Origin of the sequence: Sporobacter termitidis DSM 10068 (genome assembly GCF_900130065.1) — a bacterium.
In the GTDB taxonomy this organism is placed as follows: Bacteria; Bacillota; Clostridia; order Oscillospirales; family Oscillospiraceae; genus Sporobacter; species Sporobacter termitidis.
In genome coordinates, this window is record NZ_FQXV01000012.1 from 113,926 (window position 1) to 137,699 (window position 23,774).

General features: G+C 58.8%; 21 protein-coding genes. 8 read left to right on the plus strand and 13 right to left on the minus strand.

What is annotated here, in order from left to right:
* Positions 1 to 14: 14 nt before the first annotated feature.
* Positions 15 to 299 (minus strand): metal-sensing transcriptional repressor, encoded by a 285-nt coding sequence (locus BUB60_RS15460; RefSeq protein ID WP_242941226.1) that lies wholly within the window; start codon positions 297 to 299, stop codon positions 15 to 17.
* A gap of 254 nt (positions 300 to 553) precedes the next feature.
* Here BUB60_RS15460 and BUB60_RS15465 point away from each other — a divergent pair, with 254 nt between their 5' ends.
* The 7 genes from BUB60_RS15465 to BUB60_RS15495 all read left to right on the plus strand — a co-directional run bounded on the left by BUB60_RS15465 (position 554) and on the right by BUB60_RS15495 (position 8,691).
* Entirely contained in the window at positions 554 to 1,627 is a 1,074-nt protein-coding gene (locus BUB60_RS15465) for a M24 family metallopeptidase (protein WP_073080889.1), read from the plus strand.
* A 90-nt stretch (positions 1,628 to 1,717) separates the two neighbouring features.
* Positions 1,718 to 3,316 carry an ABC transporter substrate-binding protein gene (locus tag BUB60_RS15470; RefSeq protein WP_073080891.1) on the plus strand — a complete coding sequence of 533 codons (1,599 nt, stop codon included), beginning with the start codon at positions 1,718 to 1,720 and terminating at the stop codon, positions 3,314 to 3,316.
* Positions 3,317 to 3,575: 259 nt separating this feature from the next.
* A complete protein-coding gene (locus BUB60_RS15475; RefSeq protein ID WP_073080961.1) occupies positions 3,576 to 4,592 on the plus strand; it encodes an ABC transporter permease in 1,017 nt (338 codons plus the stop codon).
* Between the two features lie 3 nt (positions 4,593 to 4,595).
* Positions 4,596 to 5,498, plus strand: a complete 903-nt coding sequence (locus tag BUB60_RS15480) for an ABC transporter permease (protein WP_073080893.1) — start codon at positions 4,596 to 4,598, stop codon at positions 5,496 to 5,498.
* Positions 5,499 to 5,510: 12 nt separating this feature from the next.
* Positions 5,511 to 6,488 carry an ABC transporter ATP-binding protein gene (locus BUB60_RS15485; protein WP_073080895.1) on the plus strand — a complete coding sequence of 326 codons (978 nt, stop codon included), beginning with the start codon at positions 5,511 to 5,513 and terminating at the stop codon, positions 6,486 to 6,488.
* On the plus strand, positions 6,485 to 7,465 hold the full coding sequence (locus BUB60_RS15490) for an ABC transporter ATP-binding protein (protein ID WP_073080898.1): 981 nt from the start codon (positions 6,485 to 6,487) through the stop codon (positions 7,463 to 7,465). Before BUB60_RS15485 ends, BUB60_RS15490 begins: the two co-directional genes overlap by 4 nt.
* Positions 7,466 to 7,656: 191 nt before the next feature.
* Positions 7,657 to 8,691 (plus strand): threonine aldolase family protein, encoded by a 1,035-nt coding sequence (locus BUB60_RS15495; RefSeq protein ID WP_073080900.1) that lies wholly within the window; start codon positions 7,657 to 7,659, stop codon positions 8,689 to 8,691.
* A gap of 247 nt (positions 8,692 to 8,938) precedes the next feature.
* Here BUB60_RS15495 and BUB60_RS15500 read toward each other — a convergent pair whose 3' ends face one another.
* From BUB60_RS15500 to BUB60_RS15515, 4 genes are all read right to left on the minus strand, one after another.
* Positions 8,939 to 9,400, minus strand: a complete 462-nt coding sequence (locus BUB60_RS15500; RefSeq protein WP_073080903.1) for a chemotaxis protein CheX — start codon at positions 9,398 to 9,400, stop codon at positions 8,939 to 8,941.
* On the minus strand, positions 9,397 to 10,257 hold the full coding sequence (locus BUB60_RS15505) for a response regulator (RefSeq protein WP_073080906.1): 861 nt from the start codon (positions 10,255 to 10,257) through the stop codon (positions 9,397 to 9,399). Before BUB60_RS15505 ends, BUB60_RS15500 begins: the two co-directional genes overlap by 4 nt.
* 147 nt (positions 10,258 to 10,404) lie before the next feature.
* Positions 10,405 to 11,421, minus strand: a complete 1,017-nt coding sequence (locus BUB60_RS15510) for a uroporphyrinogen decarboxylase family protein (RefSeq protein ID WP_084726537.1) — start codon at positions 11,419 to 11,421, stop codon at positions 10,405 to 10,407.
* Positions 11,422 to 11,756: 335 nt separating this feature from the next.
* Positions 11,757 to 12,269, minus strand: coding sequence for a ferritin (locus BUB60_RS15515; protein ID WP_073080908.1), 513 nt, complete (start codon positions 12,267 to 12,269; stop codon positions 11,757 to 11,759).
* 397 nt (positions 12,270 to 12,666) lie between these two features.
* Between BUB60_RS15515 and BUB60_RS15520 the strand changes: the two genes are divergently transcribed.
* Entirely contained in the window at positions 12,667 to 13,056 is a 390-nt protein-coding gene (locus tag BUB60_RS15520) for a metal-sensing transcriptional repressor (RefSeq protein ID WP_073080911.1), read from the plus strand.
* A 388-nt stretch (positions 13,057 to 13,444) separates the two neighbouring features.
* Here the strand turns inward: BUB60_RS15520 and acsE are convergent, their stop codons facing one another.
* From acsE to BUB60_RS15560, 8 genes are all read right to left on the minus strand, one after another.
* A complete protein-coding gene (gene acsE / locus BUB60_RS15525) occupies positions 13,445 to 14,230 on the minus strand; it encodes a carbon monoxide dehydrogenase/acetyl-CoA synthase methytransferase subunit (protein ID WP_073080913.1) in 786 nt (261 codons plus the stop codon).
* 15 nt (positions 14,231 to 14,245) lie between these two features.
* Complete coding sequence (gene acsC, locus BUB60_RS15530; protein ID WP_073080915.1) at positions 14,246 to 15,574, minus strand: acetyl-CoA decarbonylase/synthase complex subunit gamma; 1,329 nt, start codon at positions 15,572 to 15,574, stop codon at positions 14,246 to 14,248.
* Between the two features lie 19 nt (positions 15,575 to 15,593).
* Positions 15,594 to 16,538: an acetyl-CoA decarbonylase/synthase complex subunit delta gene (gene acsD, locus BUB60_RS15535; RefSeq protein WP_073080917.1), complete on the minus strand. Its 945-nt coding sequence runs from the start codon at positions 16,536 to 16,538 to the stop codon at positions 15,594 to 15,596.
* Between the two features lie 170 nt (positions 16,539 to 16,708).
* Complete coding sequence (gene acsB / locus BUB60_RS15540; RefSeq protein WP_073080919.1) at positions 16,709 to 18,835, minus strand: acetyl-CoA decarbonylase/synthase complex subunit alpha/beta; 2,127 nt, start codon at positions 18,833 to 18,835, stop codon at positions 16,709 to 16,711.
* A gap of 15 nt (positions 18,836 to 18,850) precedes the next feature.
* Positions 18,851 to 19,621 (minus strand): ATP-binding protein, encoded by a 771-nt coding sequence (locus BUB60_RS15545; protein ID WP_073080921.1) that lies wholly within the window; start codon positions 19,619 to 19,621, stop codon positions 18,851 to 18,853.
* 135 nt (positions 19,622 to 19,756) lie between these two features.
* The gene (gene cooS, locus BUB60_RS15550; RefSeq protein WP_073080923.1) at positions 19,757 to 21,649 is read right to left on the minus strand and encodes an anaerobic carbon-monoxide dehydrogenase catalytic subunit; all 1,893 of its coding nucleotides are present in this window, start codon (positions 21,647 to 21,649) and stop codon (positions 19,757 to 19,759) included.
* 755 nt (positions 21,650 to 22,404) lie between these two features.
* The gene (locus tag BUB60_RS15555) at positions 22,405 to 23,112 is read right to left on the minus strand and encodes a GntR family transcriptional regulator (protein WP_073080925.1); all 708 of its coding nucleotides are present in this window, start codon (positions 23,110 to 23,112) and stop codon (positions 22,405 to 22,407) included.
* A gap of 1 nt (position 23,113) precedes the next feature.
* Positions 23,114 to 23,767 carry a cobalamin B12-binding domain-containing protein gene (locus BUB60_RS15560; RefSeq protein WP_073080927.1) on the minus strand — a complete coding sequence of 218 codons (654 nt, stop codon included), beginning with the start codon at positions 23,765 to 23,767 and terminating at the stop codon, positions 23,114 to 23,116.
* Positions 23,768 to 23,774 lie beyond the last annotated feature (7 nt).

The window sequence follows — 23,774 nt, forward strand, 5'->3', positions numbered from 1 at the left end:
CCTCTCTGGCACAATCATGACCTGTCGATATACTTTTCAAGGATATAGATGATCTCGTCGATCTTCTCGTCTCCGCTGCCCTCGCTGACGGCGCTCAGGACACAGGAGTGCATGTGGTCCTTCAGTATTTTCATGTTGGCCTTTTTCAGAAGGGACTGCACGGCGAATATCTGCTTGGAGATATCGATACAGTACCGTTCCTCGTCGATCATTTTCAGGATCCCGTCGATCTGCCCGCGCGCGGTTTTCAGGCTGTTCATCACTTCGGAATCGTCCTTATGGCTGACCATCTTACTCATCTCCGTTTCGTACCCCTCCCCCTCTGCGGGTGGGGTCAACCTCATCTTAGCACACGCCGCCGGTTTTTGCAACCGGGAACGTCATTTTTTTCGTCCGCAGGTTTATTATCGATTTAGCATGATAACCAATTATCGAGTTAAATCACTGTCATTTTTACCACGTTTTTTTCAATTTCTCTTGATTATACCGGACTAAATTGATATGATATTGTAAATTTACCGTTAAATTCTCGAATAAGGTTGTTTTAGCGCTCATGAATCAAAGACGATTATCAAGGGTGTTGGAACGGATGGCCGAAGAGGGCCTCTCGCAGGCTATCATCACGGACTCCGTTTCAATTTTTTATCTCACCGGCAAAATGATCGAGCCGGGAGAGCGCTTTCTGGCGCTCTATCTGAATACGAACGGGGCGCACCGGCTCGTCGTCAACGGGCTGTTCGCGTTCCCGGAGGACATCGGCGTCACCACGCTGTGGTACGGCGACACGGAGGACGGCCCCGCCCTCCTGTCTCAATGCGCCGACCGGGATAAGCCGCTGGGTATCGACAAGGATATGCCGGCGCGGTTCCTGCTCCGCCTGATGGAGCTGGGCGCGGCCAGCGCCTATAAAAACGCTTCCGCCTGCGTCGACACCGTCCGAGCCCGCAAGGACGACGCGGAAGCCGCGCTGATGCGAAAGGCCTCCCGCCTCAACGACAGCGCCATGGAGGCGTTCAAGCCTTATATAAAAACCGGCGTTACCGAGCTGGAGCTCCGGGACATTTTGCTGCGCATCTACAAGGAGCTGGGCGCCGACGGGCCCTCCTTCGCGCCGCTTATCGGCTTCGGCCCCAACGCCGCTATCGGCCACCACCTGCCCGACGGCACCGCCCTCAGGGACGGCGACTGCGTGCTCATTGACGTGGGCTGCAAAAAGGACGGCTACTGCGCGGACATGACGCGGACCTATTTTAAAGGCCGCGCCCCTGAGCGCATGCGCGCGGTTTACGACACCGTCAAAGCGGCCGGCGACGCCGCCCGCAGCCTCATAAAGCCCGGCGTGCGCCTGAGCGACGTGGACGGCGCGGCGCGCACGGTCATCGAAAACGCCGGATACGGCCCGTACTTTACCCACCGCCTGGGCCACTTTATCGGCCTTGACGTGCACGAGGCCGGGGATGTGTCCGCCGCCAGCGATATCGTTGCGGCTCCAGGTATGATTTTTTCCATCGAGCCGGGTATTTATTTACCGGGCGAGGGCGGCGTGCGCATCGAGGACCTTGTCCTGGTGACGGCGGCGGGCTGCGAGGTGCTCAACGCCGTGCCGCGGGACCTGACCGTGCTGTAAACCCGTGAATATGGCTGCAGTATTAAAAAAAGCGGTAATCACTTATGCGCTTTTATTTAATAATTTAAAGTGTGAAAGAGAGGAAACAAAATGAAGAACACAAGAATCTTTGCGCTCATCATCGCGCTTGTGTCGCTGCTGACGCTGACGGCGTGCGGCGGCACCACGCCGGCGCCGTCGTCGTCGCCGTCCGCTTCCCCGTCCGCGCCGGCAAACACCGACGCGGCCAACCTGGCCGACACCCTGACCTTTGCCCAGGGCGCCGAGCCGAGAGGCCTTGACCCCGCCCTTGTGGACGACGGCGAGTCCTCCAAGGTCATCGTCAACATCTACGAAGGCCTTTTGAAGTACGCCAAGGATTCAACGGCTCTGGAGCCGTGCCTGGCCACCTCCTGGAAGGTCAGCGACGACGGCCTGACGTACACCTTCGAGCTGCGCCAGGGCGTCAAGTTCCAGGACGGCACCGACTTCAACGCCGAGGCTGTCAAGTACAACATCGAGCGCCAGATGCCCGGCAACGCCACGACCGACATGACCTATGCCGATTTCGTTTACGGCTATGTCACCAAGGTTGAAGCGCCGGACACCTATACCGTCGTCGTCACGCTGAAGGACAAGAACACCCCGTTCCTTTCAAATCTCGCCATGAGCATGGCGGCCCCGATGGTCAGCCCCAAGGCGCTGCAGGAGAACAACGGCAGCGTCATGGAAAAGCCCGTCGGCACCGGCCCGTACTCCTTCGACCGGTGGGATAAGGGTCAGGACGTCGTCCTGGTCCGCAACGACAACTACTGGGGCGACAAGGCCAAGACCCAGAACGTCATCTTCAGATTCATCTCCGACAACTCCGCCAGGGTCGTCGCCCTCACCAACGGCGAGGTGGACATGATCGACGGCATCGACGCCACGGTCATCGACCAGCTGAAAAGCGCCGGCATGACGGTGGACCAGCCCGACGGCATGAACACCAACTACATGGCCTATAACGTCGACTCTCCCATCTTCTCCAACGCCGAAAACAGAAAGGCCGTCTCCGAGGCCGTCAACGTGCCCGAGCTCGTCCAGAGCCTGTACCAGGGCTACGCCTCCCCGGCCGACACCATCCTCCCGAGCTTCGTGCCCGGCTTCTCCTCCGACATCAAGCAGGTGGCCTATAATCCGGACGACGCCAAGACGATCCTCTCCAAGAACGGCGTCACCGCCGTCCACATCATCACCTACTCCAACGTGCGCCCCTATAACACCGCCAACGGCGACGTACTCGCCACGGCCATTCAGGGCTATCTCTCCAAGGTCAACGTCACCGCGACGATCGACTCGTATGACTGGACGACGTATAAAGAGAAGGTCAAGGCCGGCGACTTCGACATCGCGTTCTACGGCTGGACGGGCGATAACGGCGACCCCGACAACTTCATGTCGCTCCTGTCCGATAAGGACCCGGCCATGAATATCTCCCGCTTCAACGACCCGACGTACCTGGAGCTCATCAACAAGGGCAAAACAACGCCCAACGGCGATGACCGCAACGCGATCTACAAGCAGCTGGAGCAGATCCAGGTCGACCAGAATCCGTGGCTGCTGGTCTCCCACTCCAAGCTCCTCTCCGCTTACAGCCCCAAGATCCAGGATTACTATTATCATGTGACCGGCAACGTCTTCCTGTCCCAGATGACAAAGCTGAAGTAAGCTTTATACCGCAGCAGACAGCCGGGAGAAAGAATAACTTTTCTTTCTCCCGGCATTATGCGGAAAATTATTCATCTTTTCGTGCGCCGGGGCCGCGCCGGCGCGCGAAAAGGCGAATAACGCAGGGACAAATTTCGGCCTGCCGCGACTTTTTCAGATTTTAACACTTTGACTTCGCCTTAAATGCCTGTATAATATAAGCTACTTTTAAAGGGCTTTATTGAATATTTATACTGCGAATACGAAAGGTTTGTTGCCGGTGCTCAAATACATAATCAAGCGGCTTTTGCTGCTTATTCCGGTTGTGATCGGGGTTTCCATCATCGTTTTTGTGATCATGCGCGTTTTTTCGCCGGACCCGGCGCCCGTGGTGCTCGGCGAGCACGCCACACAGGACATGGTGGACGCGTGGCGCCAGGCCAACGGTTTAAGCGACCCGCTGTATCTCCAATACTTCCACTTCCTGATCGGCATTTTCACGGGGGACCTGGGGAAATCGTACTACACCAAAACGCCCGTCATCGCGGAGATCATGGCGCGGTTCCCGGCGACGATAGAGCTGGCGATCTCGGCTATCATCTTCGCCTCGATTTTCGGCATCCTCATCGGCGCCATTTCCGCCGTCAAGAAAAACACGCTGGTGGACTCCGCCGGCATGGTCACGGCGCTCATCGGCGTGTCGATGCCGATCTTCTGGCTCGGCATTCTGCTGATTATCCTCTTTTCGGGGATACTTCACATCCTGCCGTCCACAGGCCGGATCGATATCCTGCTGCAGCCTAAAACGGTGACCGGCTTTTATCTGATCGACACGCTGATCGCCGGCAATTTCGCCGGCTTCTGGAGCGCCATCAGGCATCTCATTCTGCCGGCCGTGGCGCTCGGCCTGTACTCCATGGCGATCATCGCCCGGATGACGCGGTCCAGCATGCTGGAAACGCTGGGGCAGGACTACATCAGAACGGCCCGGGCCAAGGGCGTTACCGAGGGCCGGGTCATCCGGAAGCATGCTTTAAGAAACGCCCTTATCCCGGTGGTCACGGTCATCGGCCTGCAGCTGGGCTCGCTTTTGGGCGGCGCCGTCCTCACGGAGACGGTGTTCTCCTGGCCGGGCATCGGCGCGTATACGGTCCAATGCATCCTGAAATCGGACTTTCCCGTGGTCCAGGGCGTCGTCATGCTGGTGGCGGTCACCTTTGTCATCATCAACCTGATCGTCGATATCGTTTACGCGTTCCTCGATCCGCGTATCAAATACAACAAGAAGGAGGCGTAACGGATGGACAGCGCCAATAATAACGCGGCCGCCGGCAAAAACGCCGCGGCTCTGGAAAAGCCGGAATCCCAGCTGAGGCAGATGTGGGACTCCCTGAAATCCAACAAGGGCGCCATGGTCGGGCTCGTCATCATCCTCCTGCTCGTTTTGATCGCCGTCTTCGGCAAGCTGCTCATGCCGTTTGATCCGAACTCCTTAGACATGTCGGCCAGCTTCATCCACCCCAACGGCGAGCACTGGTTCGGCACCGACCAGCTGGGCCGGGATATCTTCTCCCGTATCATCGACGGCGCGCACATCTCGCTGACCGTCGGCCTCTCCGCCGTGGCCATCTCCTTAACGATCGGCACGCTCCTGGGCGCCGCCGCGGGGTACAGGGGCGGCAAAACCGACACGATCATCATGCGCATTATGGACATGATGCTGGCCATTCCGTCGATCCTTCTGGCCATCGCCTTTATGGCGGCTCTGGGCAAGGGCATCGACAAGGCCGTTATCGCCATCGGGCTTGTGAGCATCCCGGAATACGCCCGGATCGTCCGGGGCAGCATCCTGTCCGTCAAGGAAAACGATTACGTCCAGGCGGCAAAGGTCGTTGGCAACAAGGGCCCGCGCATCGTCTTTAAGCACATCATGCCGAACGTCCTGTCCTCCATCGTCGTCCGGGCCACTCTGGGCATCTCCACGGCGGTGCTGGACACCTCGGCGCTCGGCTTTCTCGGCCTCGGCGTCCAGCCGCCCTACGCGGAATGGGGCGACATGCTGGGCCGCGCGCGGGGGTTTATTTTCTCGGCCCCCTACACGCTCATCTTCCCCGGCGTTGCCATCACCATCACCGTGCTGGCCTTCAATCTCCTGGGCGACGGCCTGCGCGACGCGCTGGACCCCAAGGCCAGGAAAAGGTAAGGGACTATAGCTATGTTACTTGATGTAAAAAACCTGAAAACAGAATTCAAGCTGAAGAACGGCGTCGTCAGAGCCGTCGACAACGTCAGCTTTTCCGTGGATAAGGGCGAGATACTGGCCATCGTGGGCGAGTCCGGGTCGGGCAAGAGCGTGACCTCCCTGTCCATTATGGGCCTCATTTCGGACCCCGGCAGAATCGGGGGCGGCGAGATCCTGTTTAAGGACAGGGACCTTGTGAAAACGCCGCTCAGGGAGCTGCAGAAAATCCGCGGCGACCAGATCTCGATGATCTTCCAGGAGCCGATGACCTCCCTCAATCCCGTCTACCGCGTCAAAGACCAGATGACGGAGAGCATCATGACGCACATGAAGCTGTCCAAAAAGGACGCCCTGAAGCGCACGGTGGAAATGCTGGACCTGGTCGGCATCCCGTCCCCCGAGAAAAGGGCCGGCGATTACCCGCACCAGATGAGCGGCGGCATGCGCCAGCGCGTGATGATCGCCATGGCGCTCTCGTGCCACCCGGAGCTTTTGATCGCCGACGAGCCGACGACGGCACTGGACGTGACCATCCAGGCCCAGATCCTGGAGCTGATCTACGGCCTCAGGGCAAAGCTGAACATGGCCGTGCTGCTCATTACCCACGACCTGGGCGTGGTGGCCGAGGCGGCCGACAGGGTCATCGTCATGTACTGCGGCAAAATCGTCGAGGAGGCGGACGTGAAGACGCTGTTCACCACGCCGCGGCACCCGTATACCGTCGGGCTCATGGACTCCATCCCGAAGCTGGAGGAGGAGCGCGACAGGCTCAACATGATACCCGGCATGGTCCCCAATCCCATGCATCTGCCGGAGGGCTGCGCCTTTTCGGACAGATGCGGCAAATGCATGGACGTATGCCGGCAGAAGAAGCCGGCCCTTGTCCGGAAGGACGGCACAGCCGTCCGGTGCTTCTTATACAGTGATGAAACGGAGGCGGAAAACGAATGAACGAGCCTCTTGTGCAAATCAAGAATCTCAAAAAGTATTTTACGGTGGACACCGACTTTCTGGGGCGGCCGACCTCGGTGCTCAAGGCGGTGGACGACGTCTCGTTCGATATCCATAAGGGCGAGGCCTTCGGCCTGGTAGGCGAATCGGGCTGCGGCAAGACGACCATCGGCAAGATGCTGGTGAACCTCTACAAGCCCACCAGCGGCCAGATCATCTTCGACGGCAGGGACCTGACCGCCCTGAGCGACAAGGAGCGGCGCCGGTGCTGCCGGGATATCCAGCTGATCTTCCAGGACCCTTACTCCTCCCTGAATCCGCGCATGACCATCGGCGACATCATCGCCGAGCCGATCATTATCAATAAACTGCTGCCGTCCAACGAGGTGGAGAGCCGCGTCAACTATCTCCTCAACTGCGTGGGGCTTGCCAACCACCAGCGCAACCGTTACCCGCATGAGTTTTCCGGAGGGCAGCGCCAGCGTGTGGGCATTGCCCGGGCGCTGGCTGTACAGCCGAAGCTGATCGTCTGCGACGAGCCTGTCTCGGCGCTGGACGTGTCCATCCAGGCGCAGGTGCTGAACCTTTTGGACGACTTGAAGGCGGAGTTCGGCCTGACGTACCTGTTCATCGCCCACGGCCTGAACGTGGTCAAGCACATCAGCGACCGGGTCGGCGTCATGTACCTGGGCAAGCTCATGGAGATCGCGCCGAAAAGCGACCTGTACAAAAATCCCCTGAATCCCTACACCCAGGCGCTGCTGTCCGCCATCCCCACCATCGACGTCAACAGGAAAAAGGAGCGCATCATCCTGAAGGGCGACGTGCCCAGCCCCATCGACCCGGGCGACGGCTGCCGGTTTTCCTCACGCTGCTTCAAGTCCTTTGACGGCTGCGACGCGGTCTGCCCCGCGCTGAAGGACATGGGCGGCAGCCATCTGGTGGCCTGCAGGCTCTTTGACGAAGCGGCCGGCTGAAGCTGAATGATATGCAGGACACTGCATATCCCGTTTGAAAAAATAGAGAAACCGATACCCTTTGACGTCGGTATCGGTTTCTTTCATTCATGCGGAATGCATAAATAGCAACGTGCCTGTCCGCGACGCTCCTTTTTCATGTCTTTTGTATATAATGGAGTGCGGACAGTTTTTAAATTGGAGGAATTCTTGTGTTGCGATTCAACTGCGATTACAGCGAAGGGGCGCATCCGCGCATTTTAAATAAACTCATCGAGACAAATCTGGAACAGACGGTGGGCTACGGGGACGACGACTATTGCCGGCAGGCCGCCGAGCTCATCAAGGCGCGCTGCCGCGCGCCGGAGGCCGACGTCCACTTTCTCGTGGGCGGCACGCAGACGAACCTGGCGGTCATTTCCGCCTGCCTGCGGCCCCATCAGGGCGCCGTCACCGCCGACACGGGCCACATCAACACCCATGAGACCGGGGCCATCGAGGCCACCGGCCACAAGGTCCTGACGGTCGCCAGCGCGGACGGGAAGATCACCGCCGCGCAGGTCCAGGAGGTTTATGACGCCCATTACGGCGACGATAGCCGGGAGCACACGGTACAGCCGAAGCTGGTGTACATATCGAACCCCACGGAGGTCGGTACCATTTACACCAGGGAGGAGCTCACCGAGCTCAGCCGCATCTGCCGGAAGAACGGTCTCATCCTTTACATGGACGGCGCGCGGCTGGGCTACGCCATCTGCGCCGAGGGCAGCGACCTCGACCTGCCGGCCTTTGCCGAGCTGTGCGACGTGTTTTACATCGGCGGCACAAAGACGGGCGCGCTCTTCGGCGAGGCGCTCGTTATCACCGACAACGCGCTGAAACAGGATTTCCGGTATATCATCAAGCAGAAGGGCGGGCTGCTGGCAAAGGGGCGGCTTTTAGGCCTGCAATTCATCACGCTCTTTGAGGACGACCTGTATTTCGATATCGCCCGCCACACCAACGAAATGGCCGGCATTATCAAGGAGGCGTGTATCAAAAAGGGCTACCGCTTTCTCACCGAATCCGTCACGAACCAGCAGTTCCCCATCATGCCCGATCGCGTCCTCAACAAGCTGAAGGAAAAGTACGAGTACAGCTTCTGGCAGAAGATCGGCCACGCCCACAGCGCCGTGCGCTTCTGCACCAGCTGGGCCACCGAGCAAAAGGACGTCGAGCAGCTGGCGGAAGACATTTTAAATAGCTGACCCCTTGCGTTGCCATTTCCTCAGTTCCTTTAAGCATTGTCATTCCCGCGAAGGCGGGAATCCACGTTCCCCTGTACGAGGCCTGGATTCCCGCCTTCGCGGGAATGACATAAGAGGTGGGATGACCTCATCCCGCCGCCCTTTGTGCCGCGCCAACATAGGAAGGGCCGGCATGGAAACCGGCCCTTCGCTAAACCATATAATCTCCATGAGGGCCGGCTTTCGCGCCGGCCCTCATGGCTTTACCTTATCGTTTCTCCAGCGACAGGAAGATATCGAAGGGAAAATCGGACGCGGCCAGCTCGATGCGGGTGACGCGCTCAGCGCTGGCGCTGACGGAAAACGTCCCCACCATCAGGGTCGGGGTGGACACGTCGACCTTGATTTTAATCTGGGAGAGCTCGGTGCAGGCGTTGGCCGCCAGCATATTGCCCAGCTCGGCCACGGCGCTCTGAGCGATCTCGTCGAACTCGTCGAGCTCCATGCCGCCCATCATGGTACCGGCAATTTTTTTCGCCGCATCGGCGCTCATGGCATAGATGACGTTGCCGCGCAGGTCCCCGATGATGCCGATGATGCAGACGACCTCCGGCGTGTGGATCTGGCTGCCGATATCCTGGATATCGATCAGCCGGACGCTCTCGATACCGAGCTGCGGCATGACGTTCTGAAAGGAGTTGAAAAATGCCTCGGTGTATTCTGTATTCATTGATATTCGCCCCTGTTGAATCCGACATTCATGAAAATTTCCCCAAAGGTGGTCTGCGCCGTCACGGAGAAGGCGGTGTCAAAATCGGATTTTGATATGGTGATGGATTCCCCGTAGACGATCGTCGGGGGGGCCACCCGGAGGCCGAAAAGCTTGTTTGTCTTATTCATCAGGGAGCAGGCGTTGCCGGCGGCAATGTTGGAGACCTCGCCCACGATATTGACGATATATTCGTCCGGCAGCGCGTCGCTGTTCATCATCGTGCCGGCCATGTGGCGCGCGGTCTCATTGGACATGTCGAGAATCAGCCGGCCGCTGTATTTCCCGATGATGCCGATGACGACGGAGATGCCTCTGGACACCTGCGCGTTGTTGTTCTTAAATTCCGCTTCAAATTCCGGCACCGTCTTGAAGAGCTTGTTGAAGGAATCCGTCAGCGCCTCCTTGAAGACGGTGGTGTAGAGCCCTTCCAGCTCGATAAAAAGCTCCTCGTCGGCCATGACCCTGTTGATGGCGAGCGTCAGCTCCTCGGCGTCGACGGGCTTTTGAACATAGCCGCTGACCTTTGCCTTTTTGGCCCGGCGGATAATCTCCTCGTCCATCATGGAGCTGACGATGACGACCTTCTGCCTCGGCACCACCTTGTGGATGGCGTTCGTGCATTCGATACCGTCCGCGCCGGGCATGGTGATGTCCATGGTGACGACGTCGGGCTGCAGGGTTTTGACGGCTTCGACAGCCTCCTCCAGCCCGTTGGCGCTGCCGATGACGTTAAAGCCGCTCCCCGTCAGGATATTGGATATCATTGCCACGGAGAATGGGGAATCGTCAACGACAACTATGTTGATCTCTTTCATGATTTCACCCTTTATTGCATTTTTGCTTTTCTCAAAATACCTGTATTATTACGTATCGGCACATTCCCGGCGCGGATTAGCGCTCCGCGGAAGTTTTTAAGATAAAAAAACGGAACAGGACGCGCCGCCCCGTTCCGTTTTTCCGTATCAGTTTTTGAGCCTGTCGAAGAAGTGCTCGCCGTATGTATTCATCTCGTCAACGATAATATCGTCGATGCCGGGCGTCAGCGGGGCGCCGTTGGGCACCTCGGGGGCGAACCGGCCGGCCGGGACGTAGTCGTCGCAGACGCGGCGCACAAGCCGGCGGACCTCCGCCTCGTTCCAGCCGGACCCGTAGTCGAAGGGCGTACAGTCCAGGCCGCCCTGCAGCGCCATCCGGCCGTTCAGGCGCTTCTGCACGTCTTTTATATCGTTCTGGGGGATGATGCCCTGCCAGACGTCCACGCCGATTTCCGCCATATCCTCCACGATGGGCGCGCAGACGCAGTCGGCGTGGTGCTGGACGAGCACGCCGCGGGAGTGCATATAGTCGTAAATCCTGGCCCAGCGGGGTTTCAGGACACTCCGCCAGGTCTGCGGCGACATGAAGAGATTTTTCTTGCTGCCCCAGTCGTCGTGGATGTGGATCATATCCGGGTGCACATGGTCGATGAGCAGCTTTAAATATTCGAGCTTATACTCCACCAGAACATCCAGCAGCTCCCCCATCGCCTCCGGCTCCTCCACGTAGGCCATCAGCGCGTCCTCAAAGCCCATCAGGTTGTGGGTCAGCTCAAAAAGCCCCGTAAAGCAGAAGCCGAGCAGCAGGTAGTTGTCACGGTCGAACTCCGCGGCCCGCCGGTCGCAGTCCGTCCAGTCGAGCTGCAGCTTGGACGGCCAGGGGACGTTCAAATATTTGTCCCATTTCGTGATATCCTTGATGACCTTGTTCTCCTCCGTCACCACCGGGATGCCGCCCGGCTCCCCCAGCGGCCAGGAATACTGCACGCCCCACGCGTCCAGGCAGGACTCCCCCGGCTTGGGGTACTTGTTGTTCTGCGCCAGAGCGTCCGGGAACATGCCCTGTGAATAAACGTTGTTATGGCATAAGTACTGCGGGTTGTCCCCTTTGATCAGTCGCAGATAATTCTCTTTCGGCGTCATTTTTCCGGTCAGGTCGAACACAGCTCAGCACCCCTTGTTTTTTTCTTCCAATATACCACGCCGGGGCCCTCATCGGTATCCTATTTTTGTCGCGCTATGCCGTCGGAGAAATGACGGTTTGTCGCAGAAAAGCCCTGCATACAGAGGGCAAAGCCTCGCAGAGTTTGCCGCCGGAGCGGTAAATAAATTCAAAATTGTCACGCAGGAGGACATGTGCCTCCGGAGTGACACTTCTCATGCGGCGCGCGGCTGAGCGCGCTGCATGCAGACTCTTGTCGGATAAAGCCCGAAGGGCTTTATCGACGGCCAAAAGCCCTGCCGGGAGGCAGGGCTTTTGGCTGAATGATTGTCCGATGTTACAGCACGAGCGTGGGCGGGGTGTAGACGCGGGCGCCGAGCTCCTGGTCGAGCATGTACAGGCCCTTGGGGTCGCTGCCGAACAGGTCGTATTTTTTGATGATGGTCTCGGTGTTCTTCTCCTCTTCGTTCTGCTCCTTGACGAACCAGTCCAGAAACTGCATCGTTCTGAAATCCTTTTTCTCGTAAGCCACGGCGTAGATGGCGTTGATGGAGGCCGTCACCTTCTGCTCATGCTCATACGCGGCAATGGCGGGGTCGCGGAAGCTGTTGAAGACCGGCGCCGCCGCCTTGACGTCGGACAGCTTCAATCTTTCGCTGTTGTTCTGGAGATACTTGATGAAGAGCATTGCGTGGTCCCGCTCCTCCTGGGTCTGGATATAGAACCACGTCCCGAAGCCGTTAAGCTCCTTATCGACATAATAATCGTGGATGTCGAGATAGAGATATGCCGAATACCATTCCATATTGACCTGTTGATTCAAAAGCGCCACGAGCTGCTTGTCCAGCATAGAGCCGACCTCCTTTATTTTATCTCTTGAATTTACGGCACACCGCCGCAATAACAACCGTTCCTTTTACAGTTCTACTATAGCACAGGGCGCTGTGGAAATAAATACCCCAAATTCCCTAGAGGTATAGAGCTTCGGCTACGACTCTTTGGGAACGGCGGGGCTCCGCCCCGGGCCCTCCGCCTGATAAAGTGACGGGGCCGCACCCGTACTCCCGGATGCGGAGTGCGGCCTTGGCCCCACGGATGCCTGACAAGACATTGTCAGTATTCCCGGATTTTCTTAAAACATGAATAATTATGAAAGCCCTCTCCGCTCAAAGCATTTGACGGACTTTGTGAGAACAATGTATAATAGTATTAAACTGAGGACGAAAATCCAGGATGGGAGTTTGCCTATGTATACTGAAAATTTCTTCAACGAAAAAGAGCTCCGGCGCCACCACGACCACGAGCATGATACCGCGGTCGCCCACAGCCATGACGACGCCCTGGCCGGCGCGCACGTCCACCACACCCACGCCCATACGCACACAAACTCCAAGGCCGTATTGAACCGGCTTTCAAAGCTCATCGGCCATCTTAACGCCGTCAAGCACATGGTGGAGGACGGCCGCGACTGCTCCGAGGTCCTCATCCAGCTGGCCGCCGTCCGCTCAGCCATCAACGCCACCTGCAAAATCATCCTCAAGGACCACATAGACCACTGCATCGTCGACGCCGTTGAAACCGGCGACACCGAGACCATCGAGGAGCTCAACCGCGCCATCGAGATATTGATGAAATGACGCCCACCCGATAAAATGCTTCGCGCCCGCCGCGGCGGGAATCCACGTCCCGCGGCGATAGCGGCACGGTGCGGGACGACAACATTGTCATTCCCGCGGAGGCGGGAATCCACGTCCCTTATTTATATTAGTTACAAAAAAGTTTTAATATTAACAATTTGGTAACAAATTTTTGTTTTTCTCTTAATATTTACCTGCTATTATAAGACTCACAAGGTTACCAATGATATCATGAACCTTTTTTCATATCCTCCTTTCTCCTCTCTTTGCAAAGCAACGGAAGCACTTTGGCTTCCGTTGCTCTGTTTTTATGGCAGAATCTTCGGACGCGGCAAGAAAACGGCCGCTGGGAAACAGAATTCCCGGCGGCCGCTTTTTATAATTGTTATTACACTTCGAGGTAGCTGTCCGCGTAGAGGTTGTCGTTGCGGATGATATCGCAGGATTTGATGGTCTCCATGAGACGGAGGTCGCAGGGGTTGACAATGGCGCTGGTGAGGCCGTTCATCATCGCCATGGCGACCATGGCGGAGTCCATGATGGGGCGGATGTGCTTGGGCATGCCGTTGGAGATGTTGGACAGGCCGCCCGTTGTATTGAGCCCCATGTCGGCGCACATCTTGATGAACTCGAGGACTTCCATTTGCTTGTCCTGCATGCCCTTGATGACAAGGAACAGCGGGTCAAACCAGAGGTCGGCGGGGTCCATGCCGAGGCCCATGCCGCGCTCGAGCATTTCCTGACAGTAGGCCATGCGCTCATCGTTGTCCTTGGAGATGCCGGCCTTCGAGCAGAGGGCGAAGACGATGGCGTCGTTGGCGGCGGCCAGGTCGATGTTGGAGATACGGTCGCCGGCGTCCGCGGAGTTGACGATGGGCTTGCCCTTGGAGCGATTGTAGACGGCGATGCCGGCTTCGATGGCCTTCTTGTTGGCGGTATCGAGGCAAAGCGGATGATTGTCAAAGTTCTCCTGAATGAGCTTGACCGCCCACGTCATGAGCTCTTCGCCGTTTGACTCGGCGGGGCCGATGTTGACGTCGAGATATGTGGCGCCGGCGTCGATCTGCTCCTTGGCGCGCTTTAAAATCGGCTCGGGATTTTTGGTATCCATCGCTTCGCGGATGGACGGCGAGATGCAGTGGATACGCTCGCCGATTGTGATGAATCTAGCCATTGATACCCTCCTAAATTATTTGTAGTCTTTTAAGAATCTGACCAGCTGGATGGCCTCGTTCGGGCCGACAACAATGTTCCAGCCCGGCAGCTTGGCCTCCACTTCACCCTTCAGGACGGCAACCTTACCGGGAAGGATCAGGGTACGGCTTTTGATTTTCGATTCAATCTGCTGCTCTTCGATGAACTTGGCGATGGAGCCCGCGGAGAACTTGCCGGCGGCCCAGGACGTCAGGACGGAGTAGCCGCCCGCGTCGGAAATGAGGAGGTTCACCGGCACGCCGGAGCGTTCCATTTCGCCGGAGACGACGAAGTACGTGAGCGCGAAGTCGACGGTGACGGCGCAAACGGCGTTCTCGCCCGCCCCATTGATGGGATAGATGCCCGGCTCGACCTTCATGGGCTTCTGAGGATCGGTGAAGATGTTCTGCCTGAGGCCGTACAGCGGCAGCGCGTCGGCGTACGTCATGCGGCCCATGACGAGGATGGAGCCGTAGCGGAGCGTGAACAGGGACGCCAGGGACGCCTGCAGGTTGTCATCACCCGGGGCAAGCCGCTCCAGGTTGACGATGGCGGGATAGCCGAAGGTGCGGTCCTCGTCCTTCAGCGCGGCGCGGCGAATCTGGACGGCGGCGGCGAAGGCTTCCTTGATGGAGGTGCCGCCAAGGTAGATGATGAGGTTTTTGTTGCCGGCGGCCTCGAGCTTTTCGATGGTATCGTGCAGCTCGCCGAGGTCCTTGCCGGAGACGCCGAGGACAAGGCCCTTCTCGGTGGCGACGGCGTTCAGCGCCTCGTAATTGGACGCGTTCGCGCCCACGAGAACCTTAACGGGAACGGCGGCGGCGATTTCCTTGGCCAGCTCGGGCTTTGTGCAGCGAAGGATGAGGTCGCGGCCGGTGGCGGCGGCTTTCTTCGCCACGGCGATGCCGCGGTCGGCCGTCTGCGTCTCTTCGACGTTGACAAAGATGGTTTCCACGTACATGCGCTCGCTGATGCGCTCGTAATCGACCTTGACGGCCTCGGCGATCTTCGCGTCGATGTCGGCGTCGGCCATGTCGGCGCAGACGTACAGGGAGAACAGGTTCTTGTTCACCAGCGTCTTCTCGTGGCGGAGCATGACCGTCTCGCCGCCCAGCTTGTGCTCGCCGATGGAGATCGTCTTCATCGGGGGCTCGGTGGCCTCGGACAGCTTGGCCAGCGCGTCGGCGGACATGTGCGGGCATTTATCGATGGACACGGCGCCCTGGGCGACCTTCATGGCGAACGCCATGCAGGTGGGGTTGCCGCAGTCCTTGCAGTTCGTTTTCGGTGTGAGTTTAAAAATATCGAGTCCTTTAAGTGCCATTTCTCTATACCTCCGCTTCTTACAGGAGAGCGGCGATCATTGCCGCTATCGTTTTGACGGACGCCGGGTGACGCAGGATGACGGACTCGGCGCCGGAAGCGAGGCAGGCGGACGCCGTAACGGTCTCCATGCGGATGCCGCGCTCTTCCTGGCTGCCCCACTCGGGCATGTCGGCCTCAGCCATGATGGCTTCCTTGACGGACCAGGTCTCGACGGAGACAGGCGTCATGACCGGCATCTGGAGCATGGTGTCGTTCTGCTCCAGCGCCGCCGCTTTGACGCGGTCCAGCGTGGACGCCACATACTCAAAGCCGTAGCCGGCTGCTGCTGCACCCAAGTTCATGACGATGCTCTGGGCCGATACGCCCAGCTGCGTCATGACAACGTTGAGCTGCTTGGCAAGGTTGATGTCGACGGCGCTCTCAGCGCCGACCTTCTGGCCGTAGGCCAGGCCGACGGACGCGCCGACGGTCTTGTAGTCTTCCTCTCGGGCCGAAAGGAACAGCACGTTCTTGCCCTGACAGACTTCCGCGACGGCGGAAAACAACTCGGCATCCTTCTCGATATTCTTGCAGCCGGCGACGACAAGCGGCACGTCAATAGCGTTCAGGACGTCCTTCGCAACGGCGACGCAGTCGGCGATGCTCTTGTTCAGTCCGCCGGGATCGGCGCCTTCAAAGCGCAGGCAGACAAAGCTCACGCCCTCGGCGGAAGCGGCCTTCTTCGCTCTTTCGGCAGGTGTCGCTGCGCCGTCATAAAAGGCGGCCAGGGCGGGCAGACCCGTCGCGTCATAGCCGGTATCGGTAATCTCAATACCGACGGCAGGGGCGTTCTTTGGCGTATTGTCAAAGAAATAAAGGGGAAGAACATTCTGGCCGCCGAGGGTAACGGCTTTCGCCCCGGTACCCAACACGGTCTCGTTGATTGCCGCGTTGAATGTACGCGGTTTCGCTGTGAATGGCATTTCTCACTGCCTCCTCAAAAATAACATTTCTCCGTTGACATTATATCACAGCTGCAGCCAGTTATGATATATGCCCTGCGGCGCGACCAGCGCCGCGGCTTGATTTAAGCGCATACGGGCGCAAAAAGCGCCCGTTTGCGCATTATAATGAGTTCGCCGAACTCATTATATTACATCATTGGCTCCATCTCAAGTGCAGGATGACCTTTTTCGGACAAATACGCCATCAGGGTATCCGGATCTTCGGAAATTGACTCGTCGGCGATCCTGTCGGTGAAGTTATCGATGCCGTAAAGCTCCTTGGCCGAGATGTTGAGCCTCTCGGCGACGCTGTCCTTCAGGGCCTTCGGCATCCAGACGATGCGGGCGATGCCGCCCTCGGCCTTCATGAACTTCTTGGACGCGATGAAGTGGCGGCCGTGGCCCATAAAGCCCGGCGTCTGCACGCCGCCGCCCGTCATGGACGCCAGCTCGGCAAACGTCATGCCGAGAGGTGTGGAGCCGGCATATTCGCGGTTGACGATGATAACGCCGTTGGACATCGGCTCGATACCGCAGATGCACTCGAAGCAGCCGCAGCTCGTCATCGGGTCTTCCATGATGGAATACAGCGTGACCTTATCCAAAGCGCCGTGGGAATAGGTGCTGACGGCCTCGTTGACATCCTCGTAAGCGCCCTTGGCCTCGTCGATGACCTTCGTCTTGGTGACGACCTGGCAGGGGCCGCTGGGCTGCAGCTCATTGGTGGATTTCGCGTCGAGCCAGGACACCGCGCCGCAGAGGCCGAGGCGCTCCGGGGTGACGATGCAGACGTGGGACGGCGAAAAGCTCTGGCAGAGCGTGCAGGTGTAGAAGCACTCGACGCTCTCGTCGGTCAGGGAGCGGAGACGCGCGTCGCGCTTGTCGTAAATCTCATTGGCTTCCTTGCGGAGCTTGGTGACAAGCTCGGGCTCGGTCACCAGCGTGACCTGGCACTTGTCGACGACCTGGGAGAAGTCATTTTTCATCTTGGCGTACAGCAGCTCGCCGAAGTGCTTGACCCTGAAGCCGGCTTCAAACGAGGACTTGCTGACACGGATGCGGATCAGGTCGCGCTGGCCGGTGTGCATGACGCCTTCGAGGCAGTTGACATAGTTATGTATCTTGCGCTCGAAGACGGGCTCAAAGTCGGACTGCATATTTTTGCCGGCGATGTCGATGATGATGGCCAGATTGATCTTGCAGCCCACTTCCATGGCGTCGAAGTCCTGGCCGATGAGCTCGATCTTGTGGTCCTCGACCTCGTGCAGCTCTTTCGTGCGGACGAGCTCGAAGCAGTCCTTTCTGGAGCCGTCGGCCTCGCAGAACATGTCGGCTTTGCGGATGATCTCGCCTTCAAACGCGGAGGCGCAGGCGACAGGCAGGTCGATATTGGAAACCTTGATCTTGATGTCGCGGGCCTCCAGGGAGGTCTCGATCAGGTCGTCGATGTTCGTCTGGATGATGAGGCTCTTCGGCACAACGTCCACGTCGACGGTGTCGTTTGTGATGACCGGGAAGCCCATGGCGATGGCGCCGGCGCCGCAGCCGACGGTGATGTTCTCCAACGGCCCGAAAGCGTTGACGAAAGCGAAGATGCGCTCGAAGGAATACTTGTTAAAGCCTTCCCAATCGCCGGGCTGGACGTTGCCAAAGATAAATGCCGCGCGGACAACGACGGAGATGATGTGGGAAACGGCCTCGATGCCGGGGCCCACCGGGACGATACGGACCGGGAAGCCCATCTTGATGCCGCAGCGCTCCGCCTGGTCGATGGCGCCCTTGAGGAGGAAAACGAAGATACCGCGGGACTGGTAGCCCTTGATGAGCACCTGGGCCTGGGCATCCGTGGGCGCCTCGTCGATGATGACGACGAAGCCGGGGATATCCTGGGTAACGAGCGGCACGCCCAGCTCGCGGACCTCGGCGTCCGTCATGTGGCCGTGGTACTTCTCTTCGTAGGGCGTGGGATTCTCGGCGTATTTGCAGGCTTCGATGATTTCCGCCGCCAGCACTGTGGCGATACCGGAGGTGAAGACGTCGTTCAGGCGGTAGTTTCTGGTGAGCCAGCCCTTTACGGGCTCCAGGACGTCCTTCAGCTCGCTCAGCTTTGTGATCTTCCGGCCGGTATAAGCGTAGATGCAGGGGAGGAAATATGCCGTGCTGCCGAAGGCGACGGGCGCGTCGGCACCAAGTTTGTCTATTGTTTTTGTTACGGCAGCTTCGGCGAGTGCGAACATCTCGTCCGAGCCCGTGAATGCTCTGTCAAACAGTCTCAATGTGTTTACCTCCAATTATTCGTTGTCGATGCGCTGTTTTATCGCGCGGATCTCTTGAACCGTTTTTTCACTGATGTCGTAAGGCGAGCGCCCGGCGCGGTCGGCGGCCGAAACGTCGTCGTCAAAGTGGATGAAGCCCAGAAGGTCGCGCTCCGCCACTTTCGCCGTGATAAACTCTTCGTCCGCGCGGCTCCTGACCTTGTTGGCGATGACGCGGACCTTGCTGATCCCCAGGTCGGCGGCCAGCTGGACGACCTTATGGTACGTCTGGATGCTGCGCTCGCCGGGCTCCACGACGACAAGGAAAAAGTCCATGAAGTCGGCGGTGCCGCGGCCGAGATGCTCCAGCCCGGCCTCCATGTCCATGATCACCACGTCCTCGCGGCGGATAATAAGGTGCGATATCACCTGCTTGAGCATCACGTGCTCCGGGCAGACGCAGCCGCTGCCGCCGGTTTCGATGGTTCCCATGACGAGGAGCTTGACGCCGTTTTTCTCCTTGGCGAGCATGTCTGGGATGTCGTCCACCTTGGGGTTGATTTTAAAGAATTTGCCGAAGGTCTCGGCGCTGGCTCCGGTCCGCTCGGCAATCAGCGCCCGCATCCTTGAAATGGGCGTGATCTCCTGAAGGTCCTCGGCCGTAAACCCCAGCGCCATGCCGAGGTTCGCATCCGGGTCCACGTCGGCGGCGAGCACCTTGCGGCCCTCGTCGGCGTAGAGCCTGGCGAGGATCGCGGCCACCGTCGTCTTGCCGACGCCGCCTTTGCCTGTAATTGCTATTTTCATAATTTATCTTCCAATCAGCTTTTTATAAAAGCGTTTGAAAAAAGTGCTGTTTTATGCATGCGAAAGCCCTGTCATTCCGAGCCTGCGGAGAATCTCTCCGCCGCAGGCTGTTTCGGAATGACAGTTTTGTTTATATCAGATGCCCAGCGCGGCGCGCTTGGCTTCGATGCCGTCGATCATGGCCTGGACCAGCGTGTCGGGGTTGGTGTTGATGATATAGCCGGCGCCCGTCAGCTTCCTTGTGCCCTCGGTGATGAGCTCCATCATCTGGACGGAACCCTTGACCTGCGGCTCGATACCGAGATAGGTGTCGATACCGGTGGAAACGACGTAGTTGGCGATGGCCACGGCCTTTTCGCTCATCCACTCCGGCGCGCAGCCGACAACGGGGACCTGCGGGATATCGATACCCCAGTCCTTGGCAATGTCGGTGGCCAGGAGCATCATGCGGCTGATGTCGACGCAGGAGCCCATGTGCAGGATCGGCGGGATGCCGACGAGCTCGCAGACGCGCTTCATGCCGGCGCCGCAGAGGTCCTTGGCTTCCTTACGGAGGAGGCCGGCCTTGGCGGCGGCCTGGGCGGCGCAGCCCGTGGTGATGACGATAATGTCGTTGGCGAGGAGCTTTTTCATGATTTCGATGTGGGAGTGGTCGGGCCGCACCTTCGGGTTATTGCAGCCGACGATGGCCACGGCGCCGCGGATGACGCCGGCCTTGATGCAATCGATGAGCGGCTTGTATGTATCACGCTCGTCAACGTGGCTGTTGGTGACGCCGTTTAACTCCTTGAGGATCGCTTCGCAGGAATAGCCGACTCTGGCGGGCTGCTTGCGGGTCGGGACACAGATCTTGGCCGGATCGCGCTTGTCGAAGTTGTCGATAGCCTGGCGGACAAGGTCGCGGCCCTGCTCACGCGCCGTTTCCGGATGGAACTCGACATAGGTGGAGCCGGGGATGCGGGCGATCGGGGAGGTGGTGATGAACTTGGTGTGGAAGCACTCGGAGAGGGGGCCCAGCGACGGGAAGATGCACTGCACGTCGACGGTGATCATCTCGACGATGCCGGTGAGCAGCGCGTTCTCCTGCTGTAGGAAGTTGCCGGCCATCCGGACGCCGTGACGCATGGTGACCTCGTTGGCCGTGCAGCAGAGGCCGGCGATGTTGATGCCCTTGGCGCCCTTGCTTCTGGCGTAATCAAGCAGGTCCTTGTCCTCGGCGGCGACAACGATCATTTCGGACATCGCCGGGTCATGGCCGTGGACAATGATGTTGACCATGTCCTTTTCCAGGACGCCCAGGTCGCCTTCCGTATCCTTCGGCATCGGCGTGCCGAACAGGATGTCGGTCATCTCGGTGCCCATCATGGAACCGCCCCAGCCGTCGGCCATGCCGGTCCGGAGGCCCTGCATGACAAGAGCTTCGGCGTCGGCCGTGTTGCCCATGTGCGTCATGTGCATGGCGGTGGCAATCTCGCGGTCGATGGCGCGGGGGGCGATGCCCAGATCGTTCCACAGCTTCTGGCGCTCATCGGTGGCGCGATTTAAAAATCTCTGCGTGCCGAAGGGCTTGCCGTATTCCATCATGCCGGCCAGCGCGACTTCGTGCGCGATATCGTATATGTCCTTGCCCTCGGTGGGGATATCCCACTCCTTGGCAAGTCTCAGCAGCTTGGCCTCGTCCTTGACCTGATAGTGGCCGTCCTTCTTTGTGGAGTGCAGGGTGTGGCAGATTTCACGGCCGTGGTCGGAATGCGCCGCGGTGCCGCCGGCGATCATGCGCAGGTAGTTGCGCCCGGCGATGGCGTTGGCGTCCGCGCCGCAGATGCCGCGCGGCGCTTTGGGGGTGATTCGGCAGGGGCCCATGGAGCAGATACGGCAGCAAACGCCGTCTTCACCGAACTTGCACGAAGGCGTCTGGGCCTTCTTTCGGTCTTCCCAGGTCTCTGCGCCGGAGCAGGCCGCACACTCCCTGAGTCTGGCCGTTTCCGCTTCCATTTGCTCGACTGTTGTGAAGTTGTTCAAATCCATATCGCTACAATTCTCCTTTTGATTATAACACGTAGAAGGCTCCAACTTGTATTTACATGTTGACCCAAGATGTATTGTAACAACCTTCACACCGATTGTCAAATATTTAACAAGCGTTTGCAAGATAAAAGTTGATACGTATAAAAACTTTAAAGATTCTACAAAATATCGCGTAAAACTCTTTTTTCGACCAAAGAAATAGCACCCTGACGCGCTAAAGCGCCGGGGCGCCGACGGGACGGGGAACGCGGGACGCCGAGGGCGGCGTCCCCTACGGGGACGAGACAATGGACGATTAATAATCGTTCCCGCCTCTACATGTCATCCCCCGCTCCTTATGTCATCCGCCTTCATGTCATCCGACTTCATGTCATCCGCCTTCATGTCATCCGCTTTCATGCCATCCCCGCCTTCATGCCATCCCCGCCTTCATGCCATCCCCGCCTTCACCGTTGTCATTCCCGCGAAGGCGGGAATCCAGGCTCCCCGTGCAGAGAACGTGGATTCCCGCCTTCGCGGGAATGACATGAAGAGCGGGAATGACAACGGGAACGAGGAAGTTACAGCGGTGAACAAGGCATGACAGTGGTGAACAAGGCATGACAACGGTGAACAAGGCATGACAATGGTGAACAAGGCATGACAATGGTGAAGGCGGGGATGACATCTATCGTATACTACTGTACACATTGGCCGTCCGCTCTTGCCGGCGCAACACGGCATAAAAAATAAGGGCGGATGCACACAACCCGCCCTTATAATTTCTCCTGCGTGTAATAGCCCGACCTAGCGGAAAGCTTGCCGAAGGCTTCGGTGAGATACTGCTTGGCAAAGCCGACCGGCTTGTCGTCGCTGGCGCGGATCAGGCGGCCGACGACGAGCAGGGGTTTATCCGCGGCCAGGGAAAGCGCGGCGCAGACGTGCTCCGGCGCCGTCTCCATGCCGATGGTCATTTCGGTATGCAGGGACATGGGCGCAAACCGCTCTTCGAACATGTGCGGGAATTCGGTGAAATGGAGCTCAAACTCGATGCTGGGCACGCCGCGCTCATAGGGGACAAATTTCTCGTCATAGGCCACCACCCGGTCGTCCCGCTCCAGGATGCGGCGCGTGACGATGGCCATCTGATGCTTTTTGAGCAGCAGCTTTTCCGCCACGTCCTTTTCGGGCCGGAGGATGGTGACCTCCTGGAACCGGAAACGGCCGTCCGTCGCGTCGTCCCCGAAGTACAGGGTAAACATCGTGTATTTCGGCGGCTGGACAAAATAGCCCTTGCCGTGCCACGGCCGCACAAGTCCCTCGCTCTCCAGGACGCCGAGGCTTTTGCGGACGGTGACGCGGCTGGTGCTATAACGCGCGGCAAGCTCGTTTTCGGAGGGCAGCATATCCTCCGGCTTGTATTCGCCCGTCAGGATACCCTGGCGCAGACGGCCCGATATCTGCAAATACAGCGGCTCGGCCATGTCAGCTCTCCCCCGCCGTGAGCGCCATGAATTCATGGCAGACCTTCAGGCAGTCCTTGACGCCGGCGCTGTAGGCGTCGGCGCCCATGGCTTCGGCGGCCTCGGACGTGACGGCGGCGCCGCCGACGATAACGCGGACCTGACCGCGCAGGCCGGCGTCCCTGAGGGCCGCGATGCTCTCCGCCATGCGCACCGGCGACGAGGCGATCATCCCGCTGAGGATCAGGATATTCGGCGACTGGGCGCGGACCTCTTCGACGATGCGCTCCGGCGGCACGTCCGTGCCCAGGTCCGTGACCTCGAAGCCGTTGTGCCGCAAAACGTCCGCGATCACGTTTTTGCCCAGCTCATGGATATCGCCCCTGACGGTGGCCATGACGACCCGGCCGAAGGAGCTGAACTCCTCGAACCCGTGAAAGACGAGCACCTTGGTCATGACGCTTTTCATGATATGCCCGGCCATGATCAGGTCGGCAATGAAATACTCGCCCGATTCGTAGCGCGCATCCACCTGCCGGAGCCCCTCGATCAGCCTTTCGAAAATCTCGTAGGAGGAGACCCCCGCCGACACCAGCTCCACAGAGGACTGCAGCACCCTCAGCTCGTCGAGGTCGCGCATGCTGTCGACGAGCACCTGTCCAAGCTTCTTCTCCATGGTCTTC

Bases quoted from the DNA above. Each gene is read 5' to 3' on its own strand.
- acsE (WP_073080913.1), bottom strand. From the start codon at position 14,230: ATGGCTAGATTCATCACAATCGGCGAGCGTATCCACTGCATCTCGCCG.
- BUB60_RS15560 (WP_073080927.1), bottom strand. From the start codon at position 23,767: ATGGAGAAGAAGCTTGGACAGGTGCTCGTCGACAGCATGCGCGACCTC.
- BUB60_RS15545 (WP_073080921.1), bottom strand. From the start codon at position 19,621: ATGAAAATAGCAATTACAGGCAAAGGCGGCGTCGGCAAGACGACGGTG.
- BUB60_RS15480 (WP_073080893.1), top strand. From the start codon at position 4,596: ATGGACAGCGCCAATAATAACGCGGCCGCCGGCAAAAACGCCGCGGCT.
- acsD (WP_073080917.1), bottom strand. From the start codon at position 16,538: ATGCCATTCACAGCGAAACCGCGTACATTCAACGCGGCAATCAACGAG.
- acsC (WP_073080915.1), bottom strand. From the start codon at position 15,574: ATGGCACTTAAAGGACTCGATATTTTTAAACTCACACCGAAAACGAAC.
- BUB60_RS15460 (WP_242941226.1), bottom strand. From the start codon at position 299: ATGAGTAAGATGGTCAGCCATAAGGACGATTCCGAAGTGATGAACAGC.
- BUB60_RS15465 (WP_073080889.1), top strand. From the start codon at position 554: ATGAATCAAAGACGATTATCAAGGGTGTTGGAACGGATGGCCGAAGAG.
- BUB60_RS15470 (WP_073080891.1), top strand. From the start codon at position 1,718: ATGAAGAACACAAGAATCTTTGCGCTCATCATCGCGCTTGTGTCGCTG.
- BUB60_RS15520 (WP_073080911.1), top strand. From the start codon at position 12,667: ATGTATACTGAAAATTTCTTCAACGAAAAAGAGCTCCGGCGCCACCAC.
- cooS (WP_073080923.1), bottom strand. From the start codon at position 21,649: ATGGATTTGAACAACTTCACAACAGTCGAGCAAATGGAAGCGGAAACG.
- BUB60_RS15555 (WP_073080925.1), bottom strand. From the start codon at position 23,112: ATGGCCGAGCCGCTGTATTTGCAGATATCGGGCCGTCTGCGCCAGGGT.
- BUB60_RS15485 (WP_073080895.1), top strand. From the start codon at position 5,511: ATGTTACTTGATGTAAAAAACCTGAAAACAGAATTCAAGCTGAAGAAC.
- BUB60_RS15515 (WP_073080908.1), bottom strand. From the start codon at position 12,269: ATGCTGGACAAGCAGCTCGTGGCGCTTTTGAATCAACAGGTCAATATG.
- BUB60_RS15490 (WP_073080898.1), top strand. From the start codon at position 6,485: ATGAACGAGCCTCTTGTGCAAATCAAGAATCTCAAAAAGTATTTTACG.
- BUB60_RS15500 (WP_073080903.1), bottom strand. From the start codon at position 9,400: ATGAATACAGAATACACCGAGGCATTTTTCAACTCCTTTCAGAACGTC.
- BUB60_RS15505 (WP_073080906.1), bottom strand. From the start codon at position 10,257: ATGAAAGAGATCAACATAGTTGTCGTTGACGATTCCCCATTCTCCGTG.